Here is a 19,396-nt window from a genome sequence, read left to right as displayed (position 1 = left end):
CGACATGAGCAAGAAACAAATAGAGGACTGCGTACGCAGCAGTCTGGAGAGCTACTTTCGCGATTTGCGCGGCACCGAGCCCGACGGCGTGTACGACATGATCGTGCAGGTGGTGGAGAAACCGTTGCTCGACGTCGTGATGACGCGCGCCGAAGGCAACCAGTCCCGCGCCGCGCAATGGCTGGGACTCAACCGCAACACGCTGCGCAAAAAGCTTGTCGAACACAAGCTCCTCAAATAACAACCCGTACCTGATTCATGGCACTGACCGCACTGCTTTCCGTTTCCGACAAGACCGGCATCCTCGAATTCGCGCAAGCGCTTCACACGCTCGGCATCAAGCTCCTCTCCACCGGCGGCACCGCCAAGCTGCTGGCCGATGCCGGCCTGCCGGTGACCGAGGTGGCCGACCACACCGGCTTTCCGGAAATGCTCGACGGCCGCGTGAAGACGCTGCATCCCAAGATCCACGGCGGCCTGCTCGCACGGCGCGACCTGCCCGCGCATGTGGCTGCGATCAAGGAACACGGCATCGACACGATCGACCTGCTGGTGGTGAACCTCTATCCCTTCGAGGCGACAGTGGCCAAGGCCGGTTGCACGCTGGAAGACGCGATCGAGAACATCGACATCGGCGGCCCGGCCATGGTGCGCAGCGCGGCCAAGAACTGGAGGGACGTCGGCGTGCTCACCGACGCCTCGCAGTACGCAGGCGCGCTGGCCGAACTGAAGGCCGATGGCAAGCTCAGCGACAAGACGAAGTTCGCGCTGTCGGTGGCTGCGTTCAATCGCATTGCCGACTACGACGGCGCCATCAGCGACTACCTCTCGGGCATCGACTTCGACGCCAGCGTGGGCCAGGCCGCGCCCAAGCGCTCGCTGTTCCCGGCGCAGAGCAACGGCCGCTTCATCAAGCTGCAGGACCTGCGCTACGGCGAGAACCCGCACCAACAAGCCGCGTTCTATCGCGACCTGTATCCCGCGCCGGGCTCGCTCGTGAGTGCGCAACAGTTGCAAGGCAAGGAACTCAGCTACAACAACATCGCCGATGCGGATGCGGCCTGGGAATGCGTCAAGAGTTTCGACGTGCCGGCCTGCGTGATCGTGAAGCATGCGAACCCGTGCGGCGTGGCCATCGGCGCGAATGCGCTCGAAGCCTATTCGAAGGCCTTCAAGACCGACCCGACCTCGGCCTTCGGCGGCATCATCGCCTTCAACCGCACGGTCGACGTCGCGGCGGCGCAGGAGATCAACAAGCAGTTCGTCGAAGTGCTGATGGCGCCGGGCTACACACCGGAAGCGCTGGAAGTGTTCAAGGCGACCAAGGCCAAGTTGAACGTGCGCATCCTGGAGATCGCCTTGCCGCCGGGCGGCGCGACCGATTGGGACAACGGGCGCAATGCGGTGGATGTAAAGCGCATTGGTTCGGGCCTGTTGATGCAGACGGCCGACAACCGCGTGCTTCTCGAAAGCGAACTCAAGGTGGTCAGCAAGAAGCAGCCGACGCCCGAGCAGTTGCAGGACCTGCTGTTCGCCTGGAAGGTCGCGAAGTACGTGAAGAGCAATGCGATCGTGTTCTGCGCGGGAGGCATGACGATGGGTGTGGGCGCGGGCCAGATGAGCCGGCTCGATTCGGCGCGCATCGCGAGCATCAAGGCCGAGCATGCGGGCCTGTCGCTCAAGGGCACGGCGGTGGCGAGCGATGCGTTCTTCCCGTTCCGCGATGGGCTGGATGTGGTGGTGGACGCGGGTGCGTCGTCAGTCATTCAGCCGGGGGGCTCGATGCGCGACCAGGAAGTGATCGATGCGGCGGACGAGCGTGGCGTGGTGATGGTGCTAAGCGGAGTGAGGCACTTCAGGCACTAAGAATTCGGACAGCCGAACGCAGAAGTCGCAAAGGTTTCGCAGAGGTCGCAAAAGGAAAACCCAAATATTTGTTTGGATTCCTTTTGCGACCTCTGCGTGCTTCTGACTTCCTTCTGCGTTCGGCTGCCCTATCCCGGATTACAGCGACTTGAAGACCTGTCGCGCTGCCTCGATGGTGGCCGCGATGTCTTCCTCGCTGTGCGCGGCGCTGACGAAGCCGGCCTCGTACAAGGCGGGCGCGATGTAGACGCCGCGATCCAGCAGGCCGTGGAACACCGTGTTGAACTTCGCGTTGTCGGTGGTCATCACCTTGGCGTAGTTCTGCGGCAATTGGTCGAACAGGAAGAAGCCGAACATGCCGCCTTCGCTGTCGGCGCTGAAGGGAATGCCTTCGGCGGCAGCGGCGGACTTCAGGCCGGCGACCAGGGATTGCGTCTTGGCGCCGAGCGCTTCATAGAAGCCGGGTTTGGCGATCTCCTTGAGCGTGGCGAGGCCGCAGGCCGTGGCCACCGGGTTGCCCGACAACGTGCCGGCCTGGTAGACCGGGCCGAGCGGCGCCAACTGTTCCATGATCGCGCGCGGACCGCCGAAGGCCGCGAGCGGCATGCCGCCGCCGATGACCTTGCCGAGCACCGTGAGGTCCGGCGTAATGCCGAGCACGCCTTGGGCGCCATGCAGGCCCACGCGGAATCCCGTCATCACCTCGTCGAACACCAACAGTGCGCCATGTTGTGTGCACAGTTCGCGGCACCGCTTCGCGAACGCGGGCGTGGCGCGCACGAAGTTCATGTTGCCGGCGATGGCCTCGATCATCAGGCAGGCCAGTTCGTGGCCATGCAATGCAAAGGCTTCCTCCAGCTGCGCGAGGTTGTTGTATTCGAGGACCAGCGTGTGCTGCACGACTTCAGGCGGCACGCCGGCGGAGGTCGGGTTGCCGAAGGTCGCGAGGCCGGAGCCGGCCTTGACCAGCAGTGCATCCGCATGGCCGTGGTAACAGCCTTCGAACTTGATGATGTACTTGCGGCCGGTGGCGCCGCGGGCCAGGCGCAGCGCGCTCATGGCGGCCTCTGTGCCGGAACTCACGAGGCGCACCATCTCCATCGACGGCACGAGCGCGAGGATGGCCTCGGCCAGTTCGATCTCGCGCTCGGTTGGCGCGCCGTACGAGAAGCCTTCCAGCACGGCCTTCTGCACCGCCTCGACCACGGCCGGATGGCCATGTCCCAGGATCATCGGACCCCAGGAGCCGATGTAGTCGATGTAGCGCTTGTCGTTCGCGTCCCAGAAGTACGCGCCTTGCGCACGCTGGATGAAACGCGGTGTCCCGCCCACGGCCTTGAAGGCGCGCACCGGCGAATTCACGCCGCCAGGAATCACGGCGCGGGCGCGCTCGAATAGAGTGTCGTTGCGGTCAGTCATGGCGGTGATTGTCACCGGTGCCGCCGCGGATCCTGGGGGCGAACTCAGTGTCTCGTTTCGTGCGGCGGCAGCGCAAAGTCCGCCGGATCGGCCGGACTCGCGTCGCCATCTTCCTCGTCGTCTTCTTCCGTCTGCGCCCAGAACAGCCGGTCCGGCAGCACATGCCCCATGCCGGGGCGGAAGCCGGAATCCAGGCAGCGGTCCATGTAGCTCAATGCCTCGGAGGTCGCGGCGGTGAGGTCGGTGCCGCTCGCGAGCAGCGCGGCCAGTGCGGCCGACAGCGTGTCGCCCGCGCCGGAGAACACCGCTTCGAGCCTTTCGAATTTCTCGTTGGCCAGCACCGCTTGCGGCGAGGCCAGCACATTGTCGAAATACTGGTCGGGCAGTACGATGCCGGTCACGAGCGTGTAGGGCACGCCGTGTTCGCCAGCCGCCCGGGCAATGTCGCGCGCCGTGGGGCTGCGATCACCGGTCCAGTCGGGGAGCAACCAACGCCACAGCGTGCTGTGGTTGCCGACCAGCACCGTGGTCTGCGGCAGCAGCAGGTCGCGGAAGGCATCGTGATAGGGCTCGATCTGGTTTTCTTCCCACCATGAAAGGTTGGGCATGTAGGCCACCAGCGGCAGATCAGGGTAGTCGCTGGCCGTTTCCGCAATCGTGCTGAGGATCTCGGGAGTGCCGACGAAGCCGACCTTGATCAGTCGGACTTCCACGTCTTCAAGAATGGCGCGGGCCTGTTCGGCCACGGCTTCCTCGTCGAAAGGGAAGTGGTCGAAGATCTCCGCGGTGTCGCGTGCATAGGCGCCGGTGACCACCGGCAGCATGTGCGCTCCGACCGAGGCCATCGCCAGCGCATCGCCCGCAAGACCGCCGGCGCCGCTGGGATCGCTGGCATTGAAGACCAGCACGCAAGGGGGATTGAGGTCCTCTTGCGTCTCCAGGTTTTCGTCGTCGGATGCCCCGGTAAGATCAGCCGGATCACTCGCGGCTCGTGAAGGTAAGAGGTAAGTTTTCATGCGCCGTGGTGAGTCACCGTGATGGTGGCATAAGTGAGACGGTTGTCACGGGGAACCGTGAAACGTCTAGATACAATCGTTGCATTCTATGAACAGGGACTTTAAGCTGCGATGAACACGAAAACCTGGATGTGCCTGATTTGCGGGTGGATCTACGACGAAGCGACGGGGGTGCCGGAGGACGGTATTGCGGCTGGTACAGCCTGGGCGGATGTCCCCATGAATTGGACATGCCCGGAGTGTGGCGCCCGCAAGGAAGACTTTGAAATGGTTGAAATCTGAAGCATGGCATAGGGCTGCGCTTCATGATGCGCCGAACGTGTCGGCGCGGTATTGATCGAAGTCTCTATTTGAGGAGCGTGCGCCATGGGCACCCATGCATCCGGTTACAAAGTGTTGGTGATTGATGACAGCAACACGATTCGGCGCAGCGCCGAAATCTTCCTCAAGCAGGGCGGCCATGAAGTCCTGCTCGCCGAAGACGGATTCGATGCACTCTCCAAGGTCAACGACCACAAGCCCCATCTGATCTTCTGCGACATCCTGATGCCGCGCCTCGACGGTTATCAGACCTGCGCCATCATCAAGCGCAACGCCCAGTTCTCTTCCGTGCCGGTCGTCATGCTGTCCTCCAAGGACGGCGTGTTCGACAAGGCGCGCGGCCGCATGGTCGGCTCGCAGGACTATCTCACCAAGCCTTTCACCAAAGACCAGCTGCTGCAAGCGGTGCAGCAGTTCGGCATTGTTCAAACGGAAGCCTCCTGATGGCCATTCACAAAGTACTCGTTGTTGACGACTCGAAGACGGAGCTGATGTTCCTCTCCGACATGTTGCAGAAGAACGGCTTTGCCGTGAAGACGGCGGAAAACGCCGACGACGCCATGCGCCGCCTCGAGGAAGAGCGCCCCGACCTGATCCTCATGGACGTGGTGATGCCCGGCCAGAACGGCTTCCAGTTGACGCGCGCCATTGCACGCAACCCGAAGTACGAGAACCTGCCGATCATCCTGTGCACCAGCAAGAACCAGGAAACCGACCGCGTGTGGGGCATGCGCCAAGGGGCGAAGGACTACATCGTCAAGCCCGTGGTTGCGGCAGAGTTGATGTCCAAGATCAGCGCCCTGGCATAGGGCTCGAAGCGATGGCCAATCGCGACGCGTTGCGCGCATTCCAGTCCCGCCTTGCGGGTCGCCTGCAGGCGGCGCGCAGCACGGGCGTGTCGGCCTCGTGGCTGGCCGTCGAGGCGGGGGATGCGAAGTACCTCTTCCCGCTCGGGCATGCGGGCGAAATATTCCCGTGGACACAACCGCAGGCGGTGCCCTACACCGAGCCATGGTTCCTCGGCGTGGCCAATCTGCGCGGCGGGCTCTACGGCGTGGTGCAACTGTCCACCTTCGCCACCGGCCAGCGCAGCGCCGCGGCCGTGACGGAAGCGGCCCGGGCGCAGTCGCGCCTGGTGGCACTCAACGAACTGCTGGAAGTCAATTGCGCGTTGCAGATCGATCGCCTGATCGGACTGCGCGGCGTGGAAGCCTTCACCGATGCAGCCGCACCGGATGCGGATGCGCCGGCCTGGATGGGTCATGCCTACATCGACGCCGACGGCGGCAAGTGGCAGGAGGTCAACCTGCAAGCCCTTTCGCAACAACCTGAATTCCTGAGCATCGGCGCTGCCTGACGGCTGGCCGGATATTGAAAACCCAAAGGACTGACCGTGAGCTCCATCGCCGAAAAGTTCAAGAAACTCAAGCCCGCGCACGATGACAGCGTGGCGGATCGCGCCGACGGCGCTCAGGTGCTCGACGACGTCGAGACCGTGCAGCCCCTGGACGAGCACACCGTTCACGTGCATCGCGACGCCCTGCCGCCGACCACGCATGTGGCGGGCGAGCCGATCCCGGCGGCCAACGATGCGCCGGTGATCGACGAATCCGCGCCGATCGAGCCGACGATGGAGCCCATCGTGACGCCATCGATGGAGCCGTCGATGCCTGCAGAGCCGGTCATCGAGCCGGTGGCTGCGGCCGCCGCAGCGCAGGCCGCCCCGACGGGTGAGCCGCCGCGTTCCAACTCGGCACGCCAGCAGCGTATCTTGGCCGCGGCCCTTGCAGGCGTGGTGCTGTTGCTGCTGCTCGTGGCAGGTTCCTCGATTCTTCGCGCCGAGCGCCTTGCGCAACAGGTGGCGGCCACGGGCCAGTCGCTGATGCAGTCGCAACGTCTTGCCAAGTCGGTGTCGCAAGCGATGGTGGGCAACGTGCCGGCCTTTGCCGAAGTGAAGGACAGCGCCGATGACTTGACGCGTCGCGTGCAAGGCCTGTCGAACGGTGATGAGTCGCTCAAACTGGAACGCGTGGGCAGCCAGTACGACGAGGAGTTCGCCAAGATCACGCCGCTGGTGCAGCGTGCCGATGCGAGCGCCAAGGCGGTGCTGTCGCAACAGAAGATCCTGACCCAGGTCGGTACGGCGCTGCGCGGCATCAACCGCCAGTCTTCCGACCTGCTGGAAATGGCGGAGACGGTGGCATCGCTGAAGATGCAGCAGAACGCGAGCATTCCCGAGATCTCGGCCGCCGGCCAGCTCGTGATGCTGACGCAGCGCATCGGCAAGTCCGCCAACGAATTCCTGACGGTCGAAGGCGTGAGCCCCGACGCCGTGTTCCTGCTCGGCAAGGACCTGAACACCTTCCAGGAAGTGACCAAGGGCCTGTTGGACGGCAACTCGCAACAGCGCTTGCCGGCCACCCGCGACCCGCAGACCCGCGCGCAACTCGAACAGATCCTCAAGACCTTCGAGCAGACGCGTGCGCAGGCTGGCGCCATCCTTGGCAACCTGCAAGGCCTGGTGACCGCCCGTGAGGCACAGAACACCATCCTGACCGACAGCGAGCCGCTGCGCGGCCTGCTCGGCGACCTGCAGGACAAGCTGTCGGCCCGCACCGGCCTTGGCGCCGGCACCATCCTGATGCTGCTGGTGCTGTCGGTCGCCGCACTGGCACTCGCCGGCGCCATCGGTTTCGTGCAGGTGCGTGAAGGCCGCGAACGCGCCGCCATCGCCGAACAAGAACGCCTGGCCGCCGACATGCAGCGCGAAGAAGCCAGCCGCGTGAACACCGCCAACCAGGCCGCCATTCTTCGCCTGATGAACGAACTGCAGACGGTGGCCGAAGGCGACCTGACGCAGGAAGCGACCGTGACCGAGGACATCACCGGCGCCATCGCCGACTCGGTGAACTACACGGTGGAAGAACTGCGTTTGCTGGTGGGCAACGTGCAGAACACGGCATCCCGCGTGGCGAGCACCACGTCGCAGGTGGAAAACACCTCGACCGAACTGCTGGCCGCTTCGACCGAACAGCTGCGCGAGATTCGCGACACCGGCCAGTCGGTGCTCACGATGGCGGAGCGCATCAACGGCGTGTCCTCGCAAGCGCAGGAGTCCGCCACGGTGGCGCGCCAGTCGCTGGAAGCCGCGACCTCCGGCTTGAACGCCGTGCAGAACGCCATCGGCGGCATGAACTCGATCCGCGACCAGATCCAGGAAACGTCGAAGCGCATCAAGCGCCTGGGCGAGTCTTCGCAGGAGATCGGCGAAATCACCGAGCTGATCTCGGACATTACCGAACAGACCAACGTGCTGGCCCTGAACGCTGCGATTCAAGCAGCGTCCGCCGGTGAAGCCGGCCGCGGCTTCTCGGTGGTGGCGGAAGAAGTGCAGCGCCTCGCTGAACGTTCCGCAGACGCCACGCGCCAGATCTCGGCGCTGGTGAAGGCGATTCAGACCGACACCCAGGACGCGGTGGGCGCCATGGAGCGCTCCACGCAGGGTGTGGTCGAAGGGGCCAAGCTGTCCGACAACGCGGGTACCGCGCTGTCCGAGATCGACCGCGTGTCGCGCCGCCTCGCCGAGCTGATCGAGCAGATTTCGCAATCCGCCTCCCGCGAAGCCAATTCGGCCAACGTGGTGGCGGCCAACATCCAGCACATCTTTGCGGTGACGGAACAAACCGGTGAAGGCACGCGGACCACGGCCGCCCAGGTGCGCGAGCTGTCGCACATGGCCGAAGAGTTGCGCCAATCGGTGTCCCGTTTCAAGATCGTCTGATTCACTGCCTGAGCCCCACCCGTGCCGACTCCCACCGCCCCCGTCGCCGGCATCGCGCCGGCCACCGAAGACCTGGGGCCGTTGGCCTGGGTGCTTGAAGAGATCCAGAAATCGGTCGACGCGACCAGCAAGTCGCTGAAGCGATTCCTGCGGGAATCGAATGGCGCGCCCGATGCCGACCTGGGACCGCTGCGCGTCGCGCGGCAACAGTTGCACCAGGCCGTCGGTGCGCTGCAGATGGTCGACCAACGTGCACCGGCACTGGTGCTGGGCGCGATGGAATTCGCGGTGCAGAGCTTCGTGCAGGAGCCCTCGCGCTGCACCGAGGCGGCCGTCCTCAAGATGGACCGCGCCGGCTTCGCCGTGGCCGACTTCCTGAACGCGATGCTCTCGGGCAAGACGGTGTCCTCCGTGGCGCTGTTCCCGCAGTACCGCGACGTGCTGGAACTGGTCGGCAATGAGCGCGTGCATCCGGCCGACCTGTGGACCACCTCCTGGCACTGGGCCAACATCTCGCTGCAGAGCCACAAGCCGGCGCTGGTGTACGACCCGGCGGTGCGTTCGCGGTTGGACCGCGAAGTGCTCAAGGTCGTCAAGAGCGGCGACGACGAAGCGGCACGTCGGTTGCAGGAAATCTGTGTGGGCCTGTCGCGTGGGTCGGGCGTGCCGCATGTGGCGGACTTCTGGGCCATTGCCGCGGCTTTCTTCGAGGCCCTGGGCCTGGCGCTGGTGCCGGCCGACGTGTACGTGAAGCGCGCGGCATCGCGCGTGCTGCTGCAGTACGCCACGCTGGCGCGCAGCGACAACACCGTGTCGGAGCGCCTCGCGCACGACCTCTTGTTCTTCTGCGCGCAGGCCGTGCCCGGCATTCGCGATGAAGCCCGCATCCTGCGTGCCGTGCGTGCGGCATGGGGCATTGCCGGCGAACGCGCGGTCGACTACGCCACCGAGCAGTTCGGTCGCTTCGACCCGGTCGTGCTCGCGCAGGCACGCAAGCGCATCGAGTCGGCCAAGGAGATGTGGTCGGCGCTCTCGGGTGGCGACGTGGCCCGCCTGCGGCAGGTGGCGGACACCTTCGCGCAACTGGCCGAATCGCTGCAGAAGCTGCATCCGCCGAGCCTGCCGATGGCGCAGGCGCTGACCAACGCGGTCGAGTCGTCCGTCAAGTCCGGCAAGCCGCCGAAGACCGAACTGGCGATGGAAGTCGCCACCTCGGTGCTGTACCTCGAGGCCGCGTTCGAAGACCTCGACCCGCATGACCGCCAGCTCACGGCGCGCACCGTGCAACTGGCCGGCCGCATCGAGCGTGCGCGCGAGAGCGGACAGTCGGAGCCGCTCGAGCCGTGGATGGAAGAGCTGTACCGCCGCGTGAGCGATCGCCAGACCATGGGAACCGTGGTCGACGAACTGCGTGCGCACCTCGGCGAGTTGGAAAAGTCGCTCGACCAGTTCTTCCGCCGTCCCACCGAGAAGAGCCTGCTGCGCACCGTGCCGACGCAACTGATGCAGATGCGTGGCGTGTTCTCCGTGCTGGGCCTGGACCAGGCCGCGCAGACCGTGCAGCGCATGCGCGACAACGTCGAGAACCTGATGGCCGGCAGCGCGCCGGCCGATGAGTCGGGTGCCTTCGATTCGCTGGGCAACAACCTCGGCGCGCTCGGCTTCCTGATCGACATGCTGGGCTACCAGCCGACCTTGGCCAAGAAGCTGTTCGTGTTCGACGAGCAGACCGGCGAACTCAAGCCGCTCATGGGTCGCCAGGCGGGCGAGGCCGAAGTGGTGGCGGAGCCGGAACCCGCGCCCGTCGCGCCCGTGGCCGTGCCCGTGCCGGTCGCTGCGCCTGTGGCGATTGCACCGACCACGGCTGCCGTCACGCCGCCGCGTGCCGAGTCCCTGCTGAGCGCCGATGAGATCGACGCGCAGATCGCCGCGCGCCTGGCCGCGCTGGCCACGCCGAAGAACAAGCCGGCCACGCCGATCGAGGAGTTCAGCCGCGCCACCGACAGCTGGACCGCGAAGATCACCGGCCCCGCGCCGCTCGAAGCCCTGCCCGACACGGAAGTGACGGAGCTGGACGAAGACGACCTGCAGAGCATCTTCCTGGACGAAGCGCGCGAAGTGCTGCACAACGGCCTCGCGGCCATTGCGGCGCTGCGCCGCGATCCGTCGGACATCGGCGAACTGACCGTGTTGCGGCGCGCCTTCCACACGCTCAAGGGCAGCTCGCGCATGGTCGGCCTGACCGAGTACGGCAATGCCGCCTGGTCCTTCGAGCAGGTGCTCAACACCTGGCTGGCCGACCAGCGTCCCGCGACGCCGGACCTTCTGGAAGGTGCCGGTACCGCGATGCGCGACTTCGCGAAGTGGGTCGAGGCCATCGCATCGGGCGAAGCCCACACCTGGAAGGCCGAACCCTTCAACACCCTGGCCGATGCATTGAGCAGCGGCCAGCAGATCGTCGCGCCGCCGCCGATGCCCAGCGCGGATCAACTGGCCGTGGCCGCCCGCCGCATCGCCGACGAACCGCCCGCGCCAGCGCCCGTGGTTCCGTCGCCTCACGCATCCGTGCCGCTGCCCGACAGCGCCTACGCCCGGCCGCCGCTGCCCGAGCTGCCGGATCTGGACTTTGCGTCGACCGACTTCGACACACCATCGTTCGACGTGCCGGTGTCCCGTTCGGATGTGCCGCCGTTCGCACCCGCTGCCGCGCCCGAGGCAGATGAACCCACCGATTGGTCCGGCCTGCATTCGCGCGGCGCGGTCGACGAGACGCCGCAGCGCCAGGAAAGCTACGACGAGTTCCTCGGCTCGTTCGAGACGACCGATATCGCCGGTCTCGATGACGGTGCGCCGTCGGTCAAGCCCGACACCGCGCCGATCGCCGGCGCCGAGGAGATCGACTTCTTCGCCGCGCCTGCGCCGGCGAACAAGGACTTCTCCTTCGAATCGACCGACCTGCAGCCGCTGCGCGATACGCCGGTGGATGCGCCGACCGAGGCGCTGATCGACTTCCCGCTCGAGTTCACGTCGAAGGCCGAGGCGCCCGTGATGCCGGTCGATGCGCCGGACGTTTCGCCTGTGGCCGAGGTCGACTTCGACCCGCTGGAGCCCTCTGAAGCCGTCGCTGAAAGCGAGCCGCTGCCGCAGTCCGCCTCGATGCGGGAAGCCGAGGCTTGGGCGGAAGCACCAGTCGATGCGCCAGCCTCTGCGCCGGTGGAAGTGGATCACGTCCTTGAACTGGACGCTGACGCGGACGCAGGCGTTGACGCAGCCGCAGGCATCGACTTTGACCTGGATGCCGTGGCAGATGCCGATGCAAGCGTCGAGGCTGACGCGACCGTTGAAGCTGACGCGACCGTTGCCGCCGATGCAGCCGTCGAAACTGACGCACTCATCGACGCTGACGCAACCGTCGAGGCCAACGCATTCGTCGAGGCCAACGCAGCCGTTGACGCAGACGCCGCAACCGAGGCCGAGGCCGAAGCTGAGCCTGTCGCCGCCGCCGCAGAAGCGGAACCACTGGCCACGCCCAGCGCGGACGATCCGATCAAGGCGATCGGCCCGTTGCGCATTGGCATCGCGCTGTACAACGTCTTCCTCAACGAGGCTGACGAATGGTCGCGCCTGCTGGCGAACGGCGTCAGCGAGTGGGCGGTCGAACCGCACCTGCCGATGCCCGATTCGGCGGTCGCGCTGGCGCATTCGCTGGCGGGCAGTTCGGCCACGGTCGGCTTCCAGAGCCTGTCGGGCATGGCGCGCCTGCTCGAATCCGCGCTGCAGCACCTGCACCTGCATGGCGGCGGTACGCCGGCGCAGGGCGAGGTGCTCATCGCCGCGACGGAAGAATTGCGTCGCCTGTTGCATCAGTTCGCCGCCGGCTTCCTGAAGGAGCCCGCGCCCGAGACCCTGGAGGCGCTGCGCAACGTGGCCGCGCCGCCGATGCCGGCCGAAGCCGATGCGCTGGAAAGCGAATTCGCCGAAGCCAAGGTGGACGAGGTCGAGCCGGAAATCGAGGCTGCGCAAGCCGCAGACGCTCAGCCCGAACCGGTGAAGGTCGAGGCCCCAGTCGGCGAACCCTTGGATGCAGAAGCGCTCGAAGCCTCGTCGGTCGAGGTCGAGCCCGTCGAGGCCATTGCGGCCGAGCCCGACGCGCCTGCCGAGCCTGCCACGCCAGCACCCGTCGCCGCCGCACCTGTCACCGCTCCGACGCCCACCGGCGAAGTCCGCACCCTGGTCTCGATGCCCGCCTTCGCCGTCGTCGAGCATGTGGTCTATGACGACAGCGAAGACCCGATCGACCTGGTCGACGCGGTCGATGCCGACCTGTTCCCGATCTTCGAGGAAGAAGCTGCGGAGTTGCTGCCGGCACTCGGGACGGCGCTGCGCGCCTGGCACGACGAGCCGGAGGTGATGACGCCGCGTGCGTCGATCCTGCGCACGCTGCACACGCTCAAGGGCAGCGCACGGTTGGCCGGCGCAATGCGCCTGGGTGAACGCGCGCACCGCATGGAGTCCGAGATCGAACTGCTCGGCAACGAAAGCGTGGCCCGTGGTTCCATCGCCCGACTGATCGCGCGCCTCGACGTGTTGCAGGCCACCTTCGACGACCTGCGCGCGGCCGACGATGCCGGCCAGGCCGAAGTCGCGAATCGCGCGGTCGAGGCCGCTGCCGCCACGCGCCGTGCGATGGTGGAGGACGCTGCGCCAGCGCCGGTCGTCGCGACAGACGAGTCCGCGAACGAACCGTTGGCCGAGCCGTCGGAAGAAGCACAAGCCACCGCGCCAGCCGCCAAGGCCTTGCCGACACCGGTGGCGCTGGCCGTCTCGCGCCAGGCTTCGAGCCAGGCCGTGCGCGTGCGCACGCAGTTGCTCGACCGCCTGGTGGCCCAGGCCGGCGAGGTCATCATCACGCGCTCGCGGCTGGAGGTCGAGATCGGCCAACTGCGCAGTTCTCTGACCGACCTCACCGGCAACCTGGAGCGTCTGCGCCAGCAGTTGCGCGACATCGAGGTACAGGCCGAGAGCCAGATGCAATCGCGCCTCGCCCAGGCCAAGGATTCGCAGCAGGGCTTCGACCCGCTGGAGTTCGACCGCTTCACCCGCGTGCAGGAACTCACGCGCATGATGGCCGAGTCGGTGAACGACGTGGCCACCGTGCAGCGCACCTTGCAGAAGACGGTGCAGCAGACGGAAGACGACCTGAGCGCCCAGGCGCGCCAGACGCGCGAACTGCAACGTGGTTTGCTGCGCACGCGCATGGTCCAGTTCGAGGACCTGTCGGAACGCCTCTACCGCGTGGTGCGCCAGGCGTCCAAGGACACCGGCAAGCAGGTGCGCCTGGATATCACCGGCGGCAACATCGAGATGGACCGCGGCGTGCTGGACCGCATGACGCCCGCTTTCGAGCATCTGCTGCGCAATTGCGTGGCGCACGGCATCGAGGACGCGGTGGTGCGCGAGAAGGCCGGCAAGGATGCCAACGGCTTCATCGGCATCGAGCTGCACCACGAAGGCAACGACGTGTCGGTGAGCTTCCGCGACGACGGCGCCGGGCTCGACTACCGGCGCATCGCCGAGCGGGCCCGTTCGCTGGGCCTGGTGGCGGCGGGGCATGAACCCACCGAGCAGGAAGCGGCCGAATTCATCTTCCAGCCGGGGTTCTCGACGGCGGCGCAGGTGTCCGAGCTGGCCGGTCGCGGCATCGGCATGGACGTGGTGCGCTCGCATGTGGCGGCGCTCGGCGGACGCATCGAGACGCAATCGACGCGCGGGCAGGGCACCACCTTCAAGTTGGTGCTGCCGCTCACCACCGCGGTGACGCACGTGGTGATGCTGCGCGCGGGCAATGTCTCCTTCGGCGTGCCCTCGGGCCTGGTCGAACTGGTGCAGCGCGCGAGTGCGGCGGACCTCGAGTCGGCTTACGTGAAGCAGCAGTACGGCTTTGGCGGCGAGCAGGTGCCGTACTTCTGGAGCGGTGCGCTGCTGCAGGCGAGTGCGCGCAGCGAGCGCGGCCTGGCCAAGAACAACGTGGTCGTGGTGGTGCGCAGCGCGGCACAGCGCGTCGCGCTGCACGTGGACGAAGTGCTGGGCAACCAGGAAGTCGTGGTGAAGAACCTCGGCCCGCAACTGGCGCGGCTGCCCGGCATGGCCGGCATCTCGGTGCTGGCCTCGGGCGCGGTGGCGCTGATCTACAACCCGGTGGCGCTGGCCGCGGTGCATGGCGAACAGGCCCGGGTGCTGCAGTCCTCGGTCCTGCCATCGCAGGCGAAGGCCGGCATGGGCGGCAAGGCCGACGTGCCCGTTGCGGTCGAGGTGCAGCAGGCCCCGGCGCAGGTGCCGCTGGTGCTGGTGGTGGACGACTCGATCACGGTGCGCCGCGTGACGCAGCGCCTGCTGCAACGCGAAGGCTATCGGGTGGCCCTGGCGGCGGACGGCCTGCAGGCGCTGGAACGCTTGCAGCAGGAGCGTCCGGCGGTGGTGCTGTCGGACATCGAGATGCCGCGCATGGACGGCTTCGACCTGGCGCGCAACATCCGCGCGGACGAATCGCTGGCCGGCATGCCGATCATCATGATCACCTCGCGCATCGCCGAGAAGCATCGGGAGCATGCCAAGCAACTGGGCGTGAACCACTACCTGGGCAAGCCGTATTCGGAGGAGGAACTGCTGCGCCTGGTGCGGGCGTTCACCGACGAGACGGTGCTGGCAGCCGCGGCCTGATTTTTTTCCAAGGCTCGGCGCCCGGCGTGCAAGCGCCGGGCGCTTTTTTTTCTGGATCGGTCAGGGCCTGGCCGGCACCCGTTCAAGCAACAGTTGCTGCGTCGCATACGACACCCAGACCTTGCGCTTGCGCAGGAAGTCCAGGCCGAGCAATCCGTCGTAGGGCCGCACGTCGATCTCGGAGACCCGGATGCGGGCGTTGGCGTAGGAGGCCTGGCCGAGTCGCACCTTGTCGAATCGCATGCCGAAGTTCGACATCGACGCACCGGTGCTGCTGTAGCTCGTCGAGCGCGGCGCCTCGGCCTTCAGGCGATCGAGGTCCAGGCCCAGCTTGCCGGTGGCCGCGGCCATCGTGATCTTGGTGCTGGTGGCGCCGGTGTCCAGGGCCATCTCCAGCGTCTTGCCGTCGATCGTGAGGGGCAGGGAGAGGATGTGCCTGTCGCTGACCTTGAGCGGCACGGCGTCGTAGGGCTGCAGCCATGGCAGCAGCAGCGCGGCGCTGTACGGGCCGCAATCGCTCACGCGGTAGAGGTTCAGGCGTTGGCCGGGGAAGTCGAACTCGAGGTCGTAGCGGTTCAGCAACTCCGCGCCGACCACGCCCCGTACGCCGTCGGGTCGTCCGCCCGACAGATCGCTGACGCCCATCCGCACGTTGCGATGGGGCATGTCCGCGAAGTTGAAACGCTCGGCCGTCACATCGAAGTACGCGCGGCCCGGCACGCCATCGGTGCCGATCATGCGGCGCGGTTGGGTGCCGAACTGGGGCAGGTCCAACTGCCCGGCGACGGCTGCGTCGATGGCACTGCGTTCCGATGCTGTGTCTGGAACGAAGGCGATCCCGGATTGGCCGTTGACGACGACGGGCGAGACGAAGTGACCGCCTTGCGTCACCAGCGCCGTCGAGCCGACACGCTCGATGCCGCAACTGTCGGCCTGCGCCGCGCCCCAGGCGGAGAGGGCCAGGCAGCCGATGAGAAGTCTCCTGGCTTGCGCGGTTGCGGCCCGGCGCAGCCATGAACCGATCGACGAAGGCCGATGGCGCGTCGCGACATTCATTCTTTCCACCCTGGTGACTTGTTCTGGTCCGCGGATTCTGCGGGCGATTCAGGTGCGAGGCCCGCGCAAGTGACCACATTCCGCGTCCCGCCTTCGCAGGACGTCGGCCATCGTCAAGTTTTGCGCACCGATCCGCCAGCTCTCGGGATCAAGCCAGGCGCAGCATCCGCACCAGCACGCTGGATTCGCGGCCCAGGCGCAGCCGGGCGTCGGCCGGGGCCAAGTCCAACAGGAGTCCGTCCGACTTCTGATGGGCAGGAACGGTGAGCCGCTCCGGCGTGCCGTGCGCGACGACGCGCTCCAGCGCATCGAGCAGTCGCGCGCGGAAGCCCTCGTTGGGATGCCACAGCCGGCCGCCCCGCACGCGCAGCGCCGTTGCGTCGCCCAGCCAGGCTTGCGCCTTGGGCGACATGCGCAGCATCGCGCCGTTGCTGTTCGCCATGCAGAGCGCTTCGTCGTAGGCGCAGAAGCCGGACTCGGCGCAGTCGTACCAGTGGTCCGCCACCTCGCGCCGCCGCAGCACCGCCTCCTGGATGGCGCCCGCGAGCGTGCGGATCGGGGTGCTTTCGAACTGCCACCGCGCATGGTCGTGCGGCTCGCTGCGCTGCACCGTCAGGCCGCCGCGCCGCTGCGGGTTCTCCTCGACGATGTAGGTGAGCATCTGCCGCATGCGATGGCGGCACATGAAGTCGACGTAGTAGCCGTTGCGGGACAGGGCGCTGGGCGAGAACAACTCCTGCGTGTCGAACCACGTGCCTTCGCCCGCGCCGATGGTGGCGGGCGTGACGATGTCCTGTGCGTGGTAGTGGCAGGCGTATTCGAGTTCGGCCAGCGGGTCGACGTGGACCTGCTCCAGCGTGAGCAGCGCGCCGGTGCCGTCGAACATGATGAAGCTCGCGCTGTCACCGCCGAGGACCTGCCGCACGCCATCGAGGATGTCCGTCCACGGCGGCTCGGGGTCGGTCAGGTGATGGGCTGCATCGACGGCACGGTGGAGCGCAAGATCGGTGGTCGCGGTCATCATGGGATGCCTCACTTCCGAAAGGGTGGCTGGCCTGGGTGGGGGGCGAGTCGGGGGAAGCCCGACCCTGGGGGCCATGACCATACGCCTTTGACCGCCGCCGTCAATGCGACTTTGTTTCAACGGCGCGCACGACCGCGTAGCGTTGCAGCGTTCGTTCGCGCGCCTCCGCATGGTCGACCACCGGCTTCGGATAGTTGTCCCCAAGCTTCACGCCCGCCGCCTCCAGCTCGACCGGCGATGCGGTCCACGGCGCATGGATCACCTTGTTCGAAAGCTTCGCCAGTTGCGGCAGATAACGACGAATGAACTTGCCTTCCGGGTCGAAGCGCTCGCTTTGCGTGACCGGATTGAAGATGCGGAAGTACGGTTGCGCATCGCAGCCGCTGGAGCTGGCCCATTGCCAGCCGCCGTTGTTCGAGGCGAGGTCGAAATCGTTCAGGTGCTCGGCAAAGTACGCCTCGCCGCGGCGCCAGTCGAGGCCCAGGTCCTTGCAGAGGAAGCTGGCCACCACCATGCGCAGGCGGTTGTGCATGTAGCCGCTCTGGTTGATCTGGGCCATCGCGGCATCGACCAGCGGATAGCCGGTCCTGCCCTTGCACCAGGCGTCGAAGAGGCCGTCGGCATGCTTGCCGTGGTGCCACTGGATCTTGTCGTAGGCGGGCCGGAAGCTCTTGCCATGTGCCACGCGCGGGTGGTGCGCGAGGATCTGCACGTAGAAGTCGCGCCAGACCAGTTCGCTGAGCCAGGTGGCTGCGCCGTTGTCGCCTTGCAGCGAAAGCTGGTGCGCGACGCCGGCCAATTGCCGGACCGACACGGTGCCGAAGCGCAGGTGCACGCCGAGGTAGCTCGGCCCGCGCACCGCGGGGTAGTTGCGCGCGGCGTCGTAGCGATCGATGCGCTGGAAGAAATCTTCGAACAGCGCGGTGCCCCCAGTTGCGCCGGTGGGCATTTCCAGCTGGCCCAGGTTGGTCGGCTCGAAGCCGATCTGCTGCAAGGTCGGCACGGGTGCACGGAAGGCCTCGGGCGGGGGCAGCAGCGCGTCGGCGTAACCACGCGTGGGGTAGGGCTTCAGGTAGAACGCGTCGAGCTTCGCAAGCCAGGCGCGCTTGTAAGGCGTGAACACCGTGTAGGGCGCCCCGGCCTGCGTCACGACTTCGTCGCGGTCGAAGATCGTGTGGTCCTTGAAGGTGTGCAGCACGATGCCGGCATTGGCCAGCGCGCCGCGCACCTTGGCATCGCGCGCCAGGGCGACAGGCTCGTCGTCGCGGTTGGTGAAGACGGCCTGCACGTCGAGCGTGTGGGCCAGCGTGGCGATCTCATCCTCGGCCACCGCATGCCGCACGATCAGGTCGCCGCCGAGTTGCCGCAGTTCGGCGGCCAGTTCCACCAGCGATTCGCGAATGAATTCGACGCGCCGGTCGGCACGCGGCAGCGGGTCGAGGATGCGCTTGTCGAAGACGAACACGCACAGCACCTGGCGGCAGGTTCGCAGCGCGTGATAGAGCGCCGCGTTGTCGTCGACACGAAGGTCGCGGCGAAACCACATCAATCCCCTGGGATAGGTCTTGTCAACGGCCAGTAAAATCGGAGGCATGTCCTCTGATTCTGCCCCGATGAACCTGACGCATCATTTCCTGATCGCCATGCCGGGCATGCAGGACGAGACCTTCAGCCGCAGCGTGGTGTACCTGTGCGAGCACAGCGAACGCGGCGCGCTGGGGCTGATGATCAACAAGCCGAGCGACATCAACCTGCGCGTGCTGTTCGAAAAGGTCGAGCTGCACTTGTCGAATCCGGCCTTCGGCGAAGGGCCGGTGTTCCAGGGCGGGCCGGTGCAGACCGAGCGCGGCTTCGTGCTGCACGAGCCCGTCACGGCCAATGCGCCGGACAGCAACGAATCGGTGTATGCGTCCACCATGACGATCCCGGGCGGCCTGGAGATGACGACGTCGAAGGATGTGCTTGAAGCCATCGCCACCGGCTCCGGGCCGCGCAAGGTGCTCGTGTCGCTGGGCTACTCGGCTTGGGAGCATGGGCAACTGGAATCGGAGCTGGCCGAGAACAGCTGGCTCACCGTGGCAGCCGATCCGGCCGTGATCTTCGACACGCCAGTGGCACAGCGCTACGACCGGGCGCTCGCGCTGCTCGGCCTGGAGGCCTGGAAGCTGTCGCCCGATGCGGGGCACGCATGAT

Annotated in this window: 14 protein-coding genes; 9 read left to right on the top strand and 5 right to left on the bottom strand. The window is 66.6% G+C overall.

From position 1 onward, the window contains the following. The first annotated feature begins 4 nt into the window (after window positions 1–4). The gene (locus WKW79_RS14815; RefSeq protein ID WP_340335927.1) at window positions 5–241 is read left to right on the top strand and encodes a Fis family transcriptional regulator; all 237 of its coding nucleotides are present in this window, start codon (window positions 5–7) and stop codon (window positions 239–241) included. Window positions 242–258: 17 nt separating this feature from the next. Beyond that, on the top strand, window positions 259–1,866 hold the full coding sequence (gene purH, locus WKW79_RS14810) for a bifunctional phosphoribosylaminoimidazolecarboxamide formyltransferase/IMP cyclohydrolase (protein ID WP_340335926.1): 1,608 nt from the start codon (window positions 259–261) through the stop codon (window positions 1,864–1,866). Between the two features lie 138 nt (window positions 1,867–2,004). On the opposite strand, the gene hemL is transcribed toward purH, so the two are convergent. Both hemL and thiD read right to left on the bottom strand, forming a co-directional pair. After that, on the bottom strand, window positions 2,005–3,285 hold the full coding sequence (gene hemL / locus WKW79_RS14805) for a glutamate-1-semialdehyde 2,1-aminomutase (protein ID WP_340335925.1): 1,281 nt from the start codon (window positions 3,283–3,285) through the stop codon (window positions 2,005–2,007). 44 nt (window positions 3,286–3,329) lie between these two features. Continuing rightward, entirely contained in the window at window positions 3,330–4,301 is a 972-nt protein-coding gene (gene thiD / locus WKW79_RS14800; RefSeq protein WP_340335924.1) for a bifunctional hydroxymethylpyrimidine kinase/phosphomethylpyrimidine kinase, read from the bottom strand. A gap of 111 nt (window positions 4,302–4,412) precedes the next feature. Here thiD and WKW79_RS14795 point away from each other — a divergent pair, with 111 nt between their 5' ends. The 6 genes from WKW79_RS14795 (at window position 4,413) to WKW79_RS14770 (ending at window position 15,123) form a co-directional block, all read left to right on the top strand. Then, window positions 4,413–4,583, top strand: a complete 171-nt coding sequence (locus WKW79_RS14795) for a rubredoxin (protein WP_340335923.1) — start codon at window positions 4,413–4,415, stop codon at window positions 4,581–4,583. Window positions 4,584–4,667: 84 nt separating this feature from the next. After that, the gene (locus WKW79_RS14790) at window positions 4,668–5,066 is read left to right on the top strand and encodes a response regulator (protein ID WP_340335922.1); all 399 of its coding nucleotides are present in this window, start codon (window positions 4,668–4,670) and stop codon (window positions 5,064–5,066) included. After that, window positions 5,066–5,431, top strand: coding sequence for a response regulator (locus WKW79_RS14785; RefSeq protein ID WP_213957351.1), 366 nt, complete (start codon window positions 5,066–5,068; stop codon window positions 5,429–5,431). The genes WKW79_RS14790 and WKW79_RS14785 overlap by 1 nt, the downstream gene beginning before the upstream one ends. A gap of 11 nt (window positions 5,432–5,442) precedes the next feature. Continuing rightward, entirely contained in the window at window positions 5,443–5,979 is a 537-nt protein-coding gene (locus WKW79_RS14780; protein ID WP_340335921.1) for a chemotaxis protein CheW, read from the top strand. 297 nt (window positions 5,980–6,276) lie between these two features. Next, a complete protein-coding gene (locus tag WKW79_RS14775; RefSeq protein ID WP_422823893.1) occupies window positions 6,277–8,403 on the top strand; it encodes a methyl-accepting chemotaxis protein in 2,127 nt (708 codons plus the stop codon). A gap of 21 nt (window positions 8,404–8,424) precedes the next feature. Next, window positions 8,425–15,123 carry a hybrid sensor histidine kinase/response regulator gene (locus tag WKW79_RS14770; RefSeq protein ID WP_340335919.1) on the top strand — a complete coding sequence of 2,233 codons (6,699 nt, stop codon included), beginning with the start codon at window positions 8,425–8,427 and terminating at the stop codon, window positions 15,121–15,123. A 60-nt stretch (window positions 15,124–15,183) separates the two neighbouring features. Here WKW79_RS14770 and WKW79_RS14765 read toward each other — a convergent pair whose 3' ends face one another. From WKW79_RS14765 to WKW79_RS14755, 3 genes are all read right to left on the bottom strand, one after another. Continuing rightward, window positions 15,184–16,179 carry an aspartyl protease family protein gene (locus WKW79_RS14765; RefSeq protein WP_340335918.1) on the bottom strand — a complete coding sequence of 332 codons (996 nt, stop codon included), beginning with the start codon at window positions 16,177–16,179 and terminating at the stop codon, window positions 15,184–15,186. A gap of 148 nt (window positions 16,180–16,327) precedes the next feature. Next, window positions 16,328–17,203 carry a helix-turn-helix transcriptional regulator gene (locus WKW79_RS14760; protein ID WP_340335917.1) on the bottom strand — a complete coding sequence of 292 codons (876 nt, stop codon included), beginning with the start codon at window positions 17,201–17,203 and terminating at the stop codon, window positions 16,328–16,330. 100 nt (window positions 17,204–17,303) lie between these two features. Further along, on the bottom strand, window positions 17,304–18,797 hold the full coding sequence (locus tag WKW79_RS14755) for a cryptochrome/photolyase family protein (protein WP_340335916.1): 1,494 nt from the start codon (window positions 18,795–18,797) through the stop codon (window positions 17,304–17,306). Between WKW79_RS14755 and WKW79_RS14750 the strand changes: the two genes are divergently transcribed. After that, window positions 18,796–19,395, top strand: a complete 600-nt coding sequence (locus tag WKW79_RS14750) for a YqgE/AlgH family protein (RefSeq protein WP_213957345.1) — start codon at window positions 18,796–18,798, stop codon at window positions 19,393–19,395. The genes WKW79_RS14755 and WKW79_RS14750 overlap by 2 nt on opposite strands. Window position 19,396 lies beyond the last annotated feature (1 nt).

The sequence above is a fragment of the Variovorax robiniae genome (assembly GCF_037889955.1).
In the GTDB taxonomy this organism is placed as follows: Bacteria; Pseudomonadota; Gammaproteobacteria; order Burkholderiales; family Burkholderiaceae_C; genus Variovorax; species Variovorax robiniae.
The sequence above is the reverse complement of the archived record's forward strand: the minus strand, read 5'-3'. Positions and strand labels throughout refer to the sequence as shown.

Bases quoted from the DNA above. Each gene is read 5' to 3' on its own strand.
- thiD (WP_340335924.1), bottom strand. From the start codon at position 4,301: ATGAAAACTTACCTCTTACCTTCACGAGCCGCGAGTGATCCGGCTGAT.
- WKW79_RS14775 (WP_422823893.1), top strand. From the start codon at position 6,277: ATGGAGCCGTCGATGCCTGCAGAGCCGGTCATCGAGCCGGTGGCTGCG.
- WKW79_RS14765 (WP_340335918.1), bottom strand. From the start codon at position 16,179: ATGAATGTCGCGACGCGCCATCGGCCTTCGTCGATCGGTTCATGGCTG.
- WKW79_RS14785 (WP_213957351.1), top strand. From the start codon at position 5,066: ATGGCCATTCACAAAGTACTCGTTGTTGACGACTCGAAGACGGAGCTG.
- WKW79_RS14815 (WP_340335927.1), top strand. From the start codon at position 5: ATGAGCAAGAAACAAATAGAGGACTGCGTACGCAGCAGTCTGGAGAGC.
- WKW79_RS14750 (WP_213957345.1), top strand. From the start codon at position 18,796: ATGTCCTCTGATTCTGCCCCGATGAACCTGACGCATCATTTCCTGATC.
- WKW79_RS14795 (WP_340335923.1), top strand. From the start codon at position 4,413: ATGAACACGAAAACCTGGATGTGCCTGATTTGCGGGTGGATCTACGAC.
- purH (WP_340335926.1), top strand. From the start codon at position 259: ATGGCACTGACCGCACTGCTTTCCGTTTCCGACAAGACCGGCATCCTC.
- hemL (WP_340335925.1), bottom strand. From the start codon at position 3,285: ATGACTGACCGCAACGACACTCTATTCGAGCGCGCCCGCGCCGTGATT.
- WKW79_RS14755 (WP_340335916.1), bottom strand. From the start codon at position 18,797: ATGCCTCCGATTTTACTGGCCGTTGACAAGACCTATCCCAGGGGATTG.
- WKW79_RS14780 (WP_340335921.1), top strand. From the start codon at position 5,443: ATGGCCAATCGCGACGCGTTGCGCGCATTCCAGTCCCGCCTTGCGGGT.
- WKW79_RS14790 (WP_340335922.1), top strand. From the start codon at position 4,668: ATGGGCACCCATGCATCCGGTTACAAAGTGTTGGTGATTGATGACAGC.
- WKW79_RS14760 (WP_340335917.1), bottom strand. From the start codon at position 17,203: ATGATGACCGCGACCACCGATCTTGCGCTCCACCGTGCCGTCGATGCA.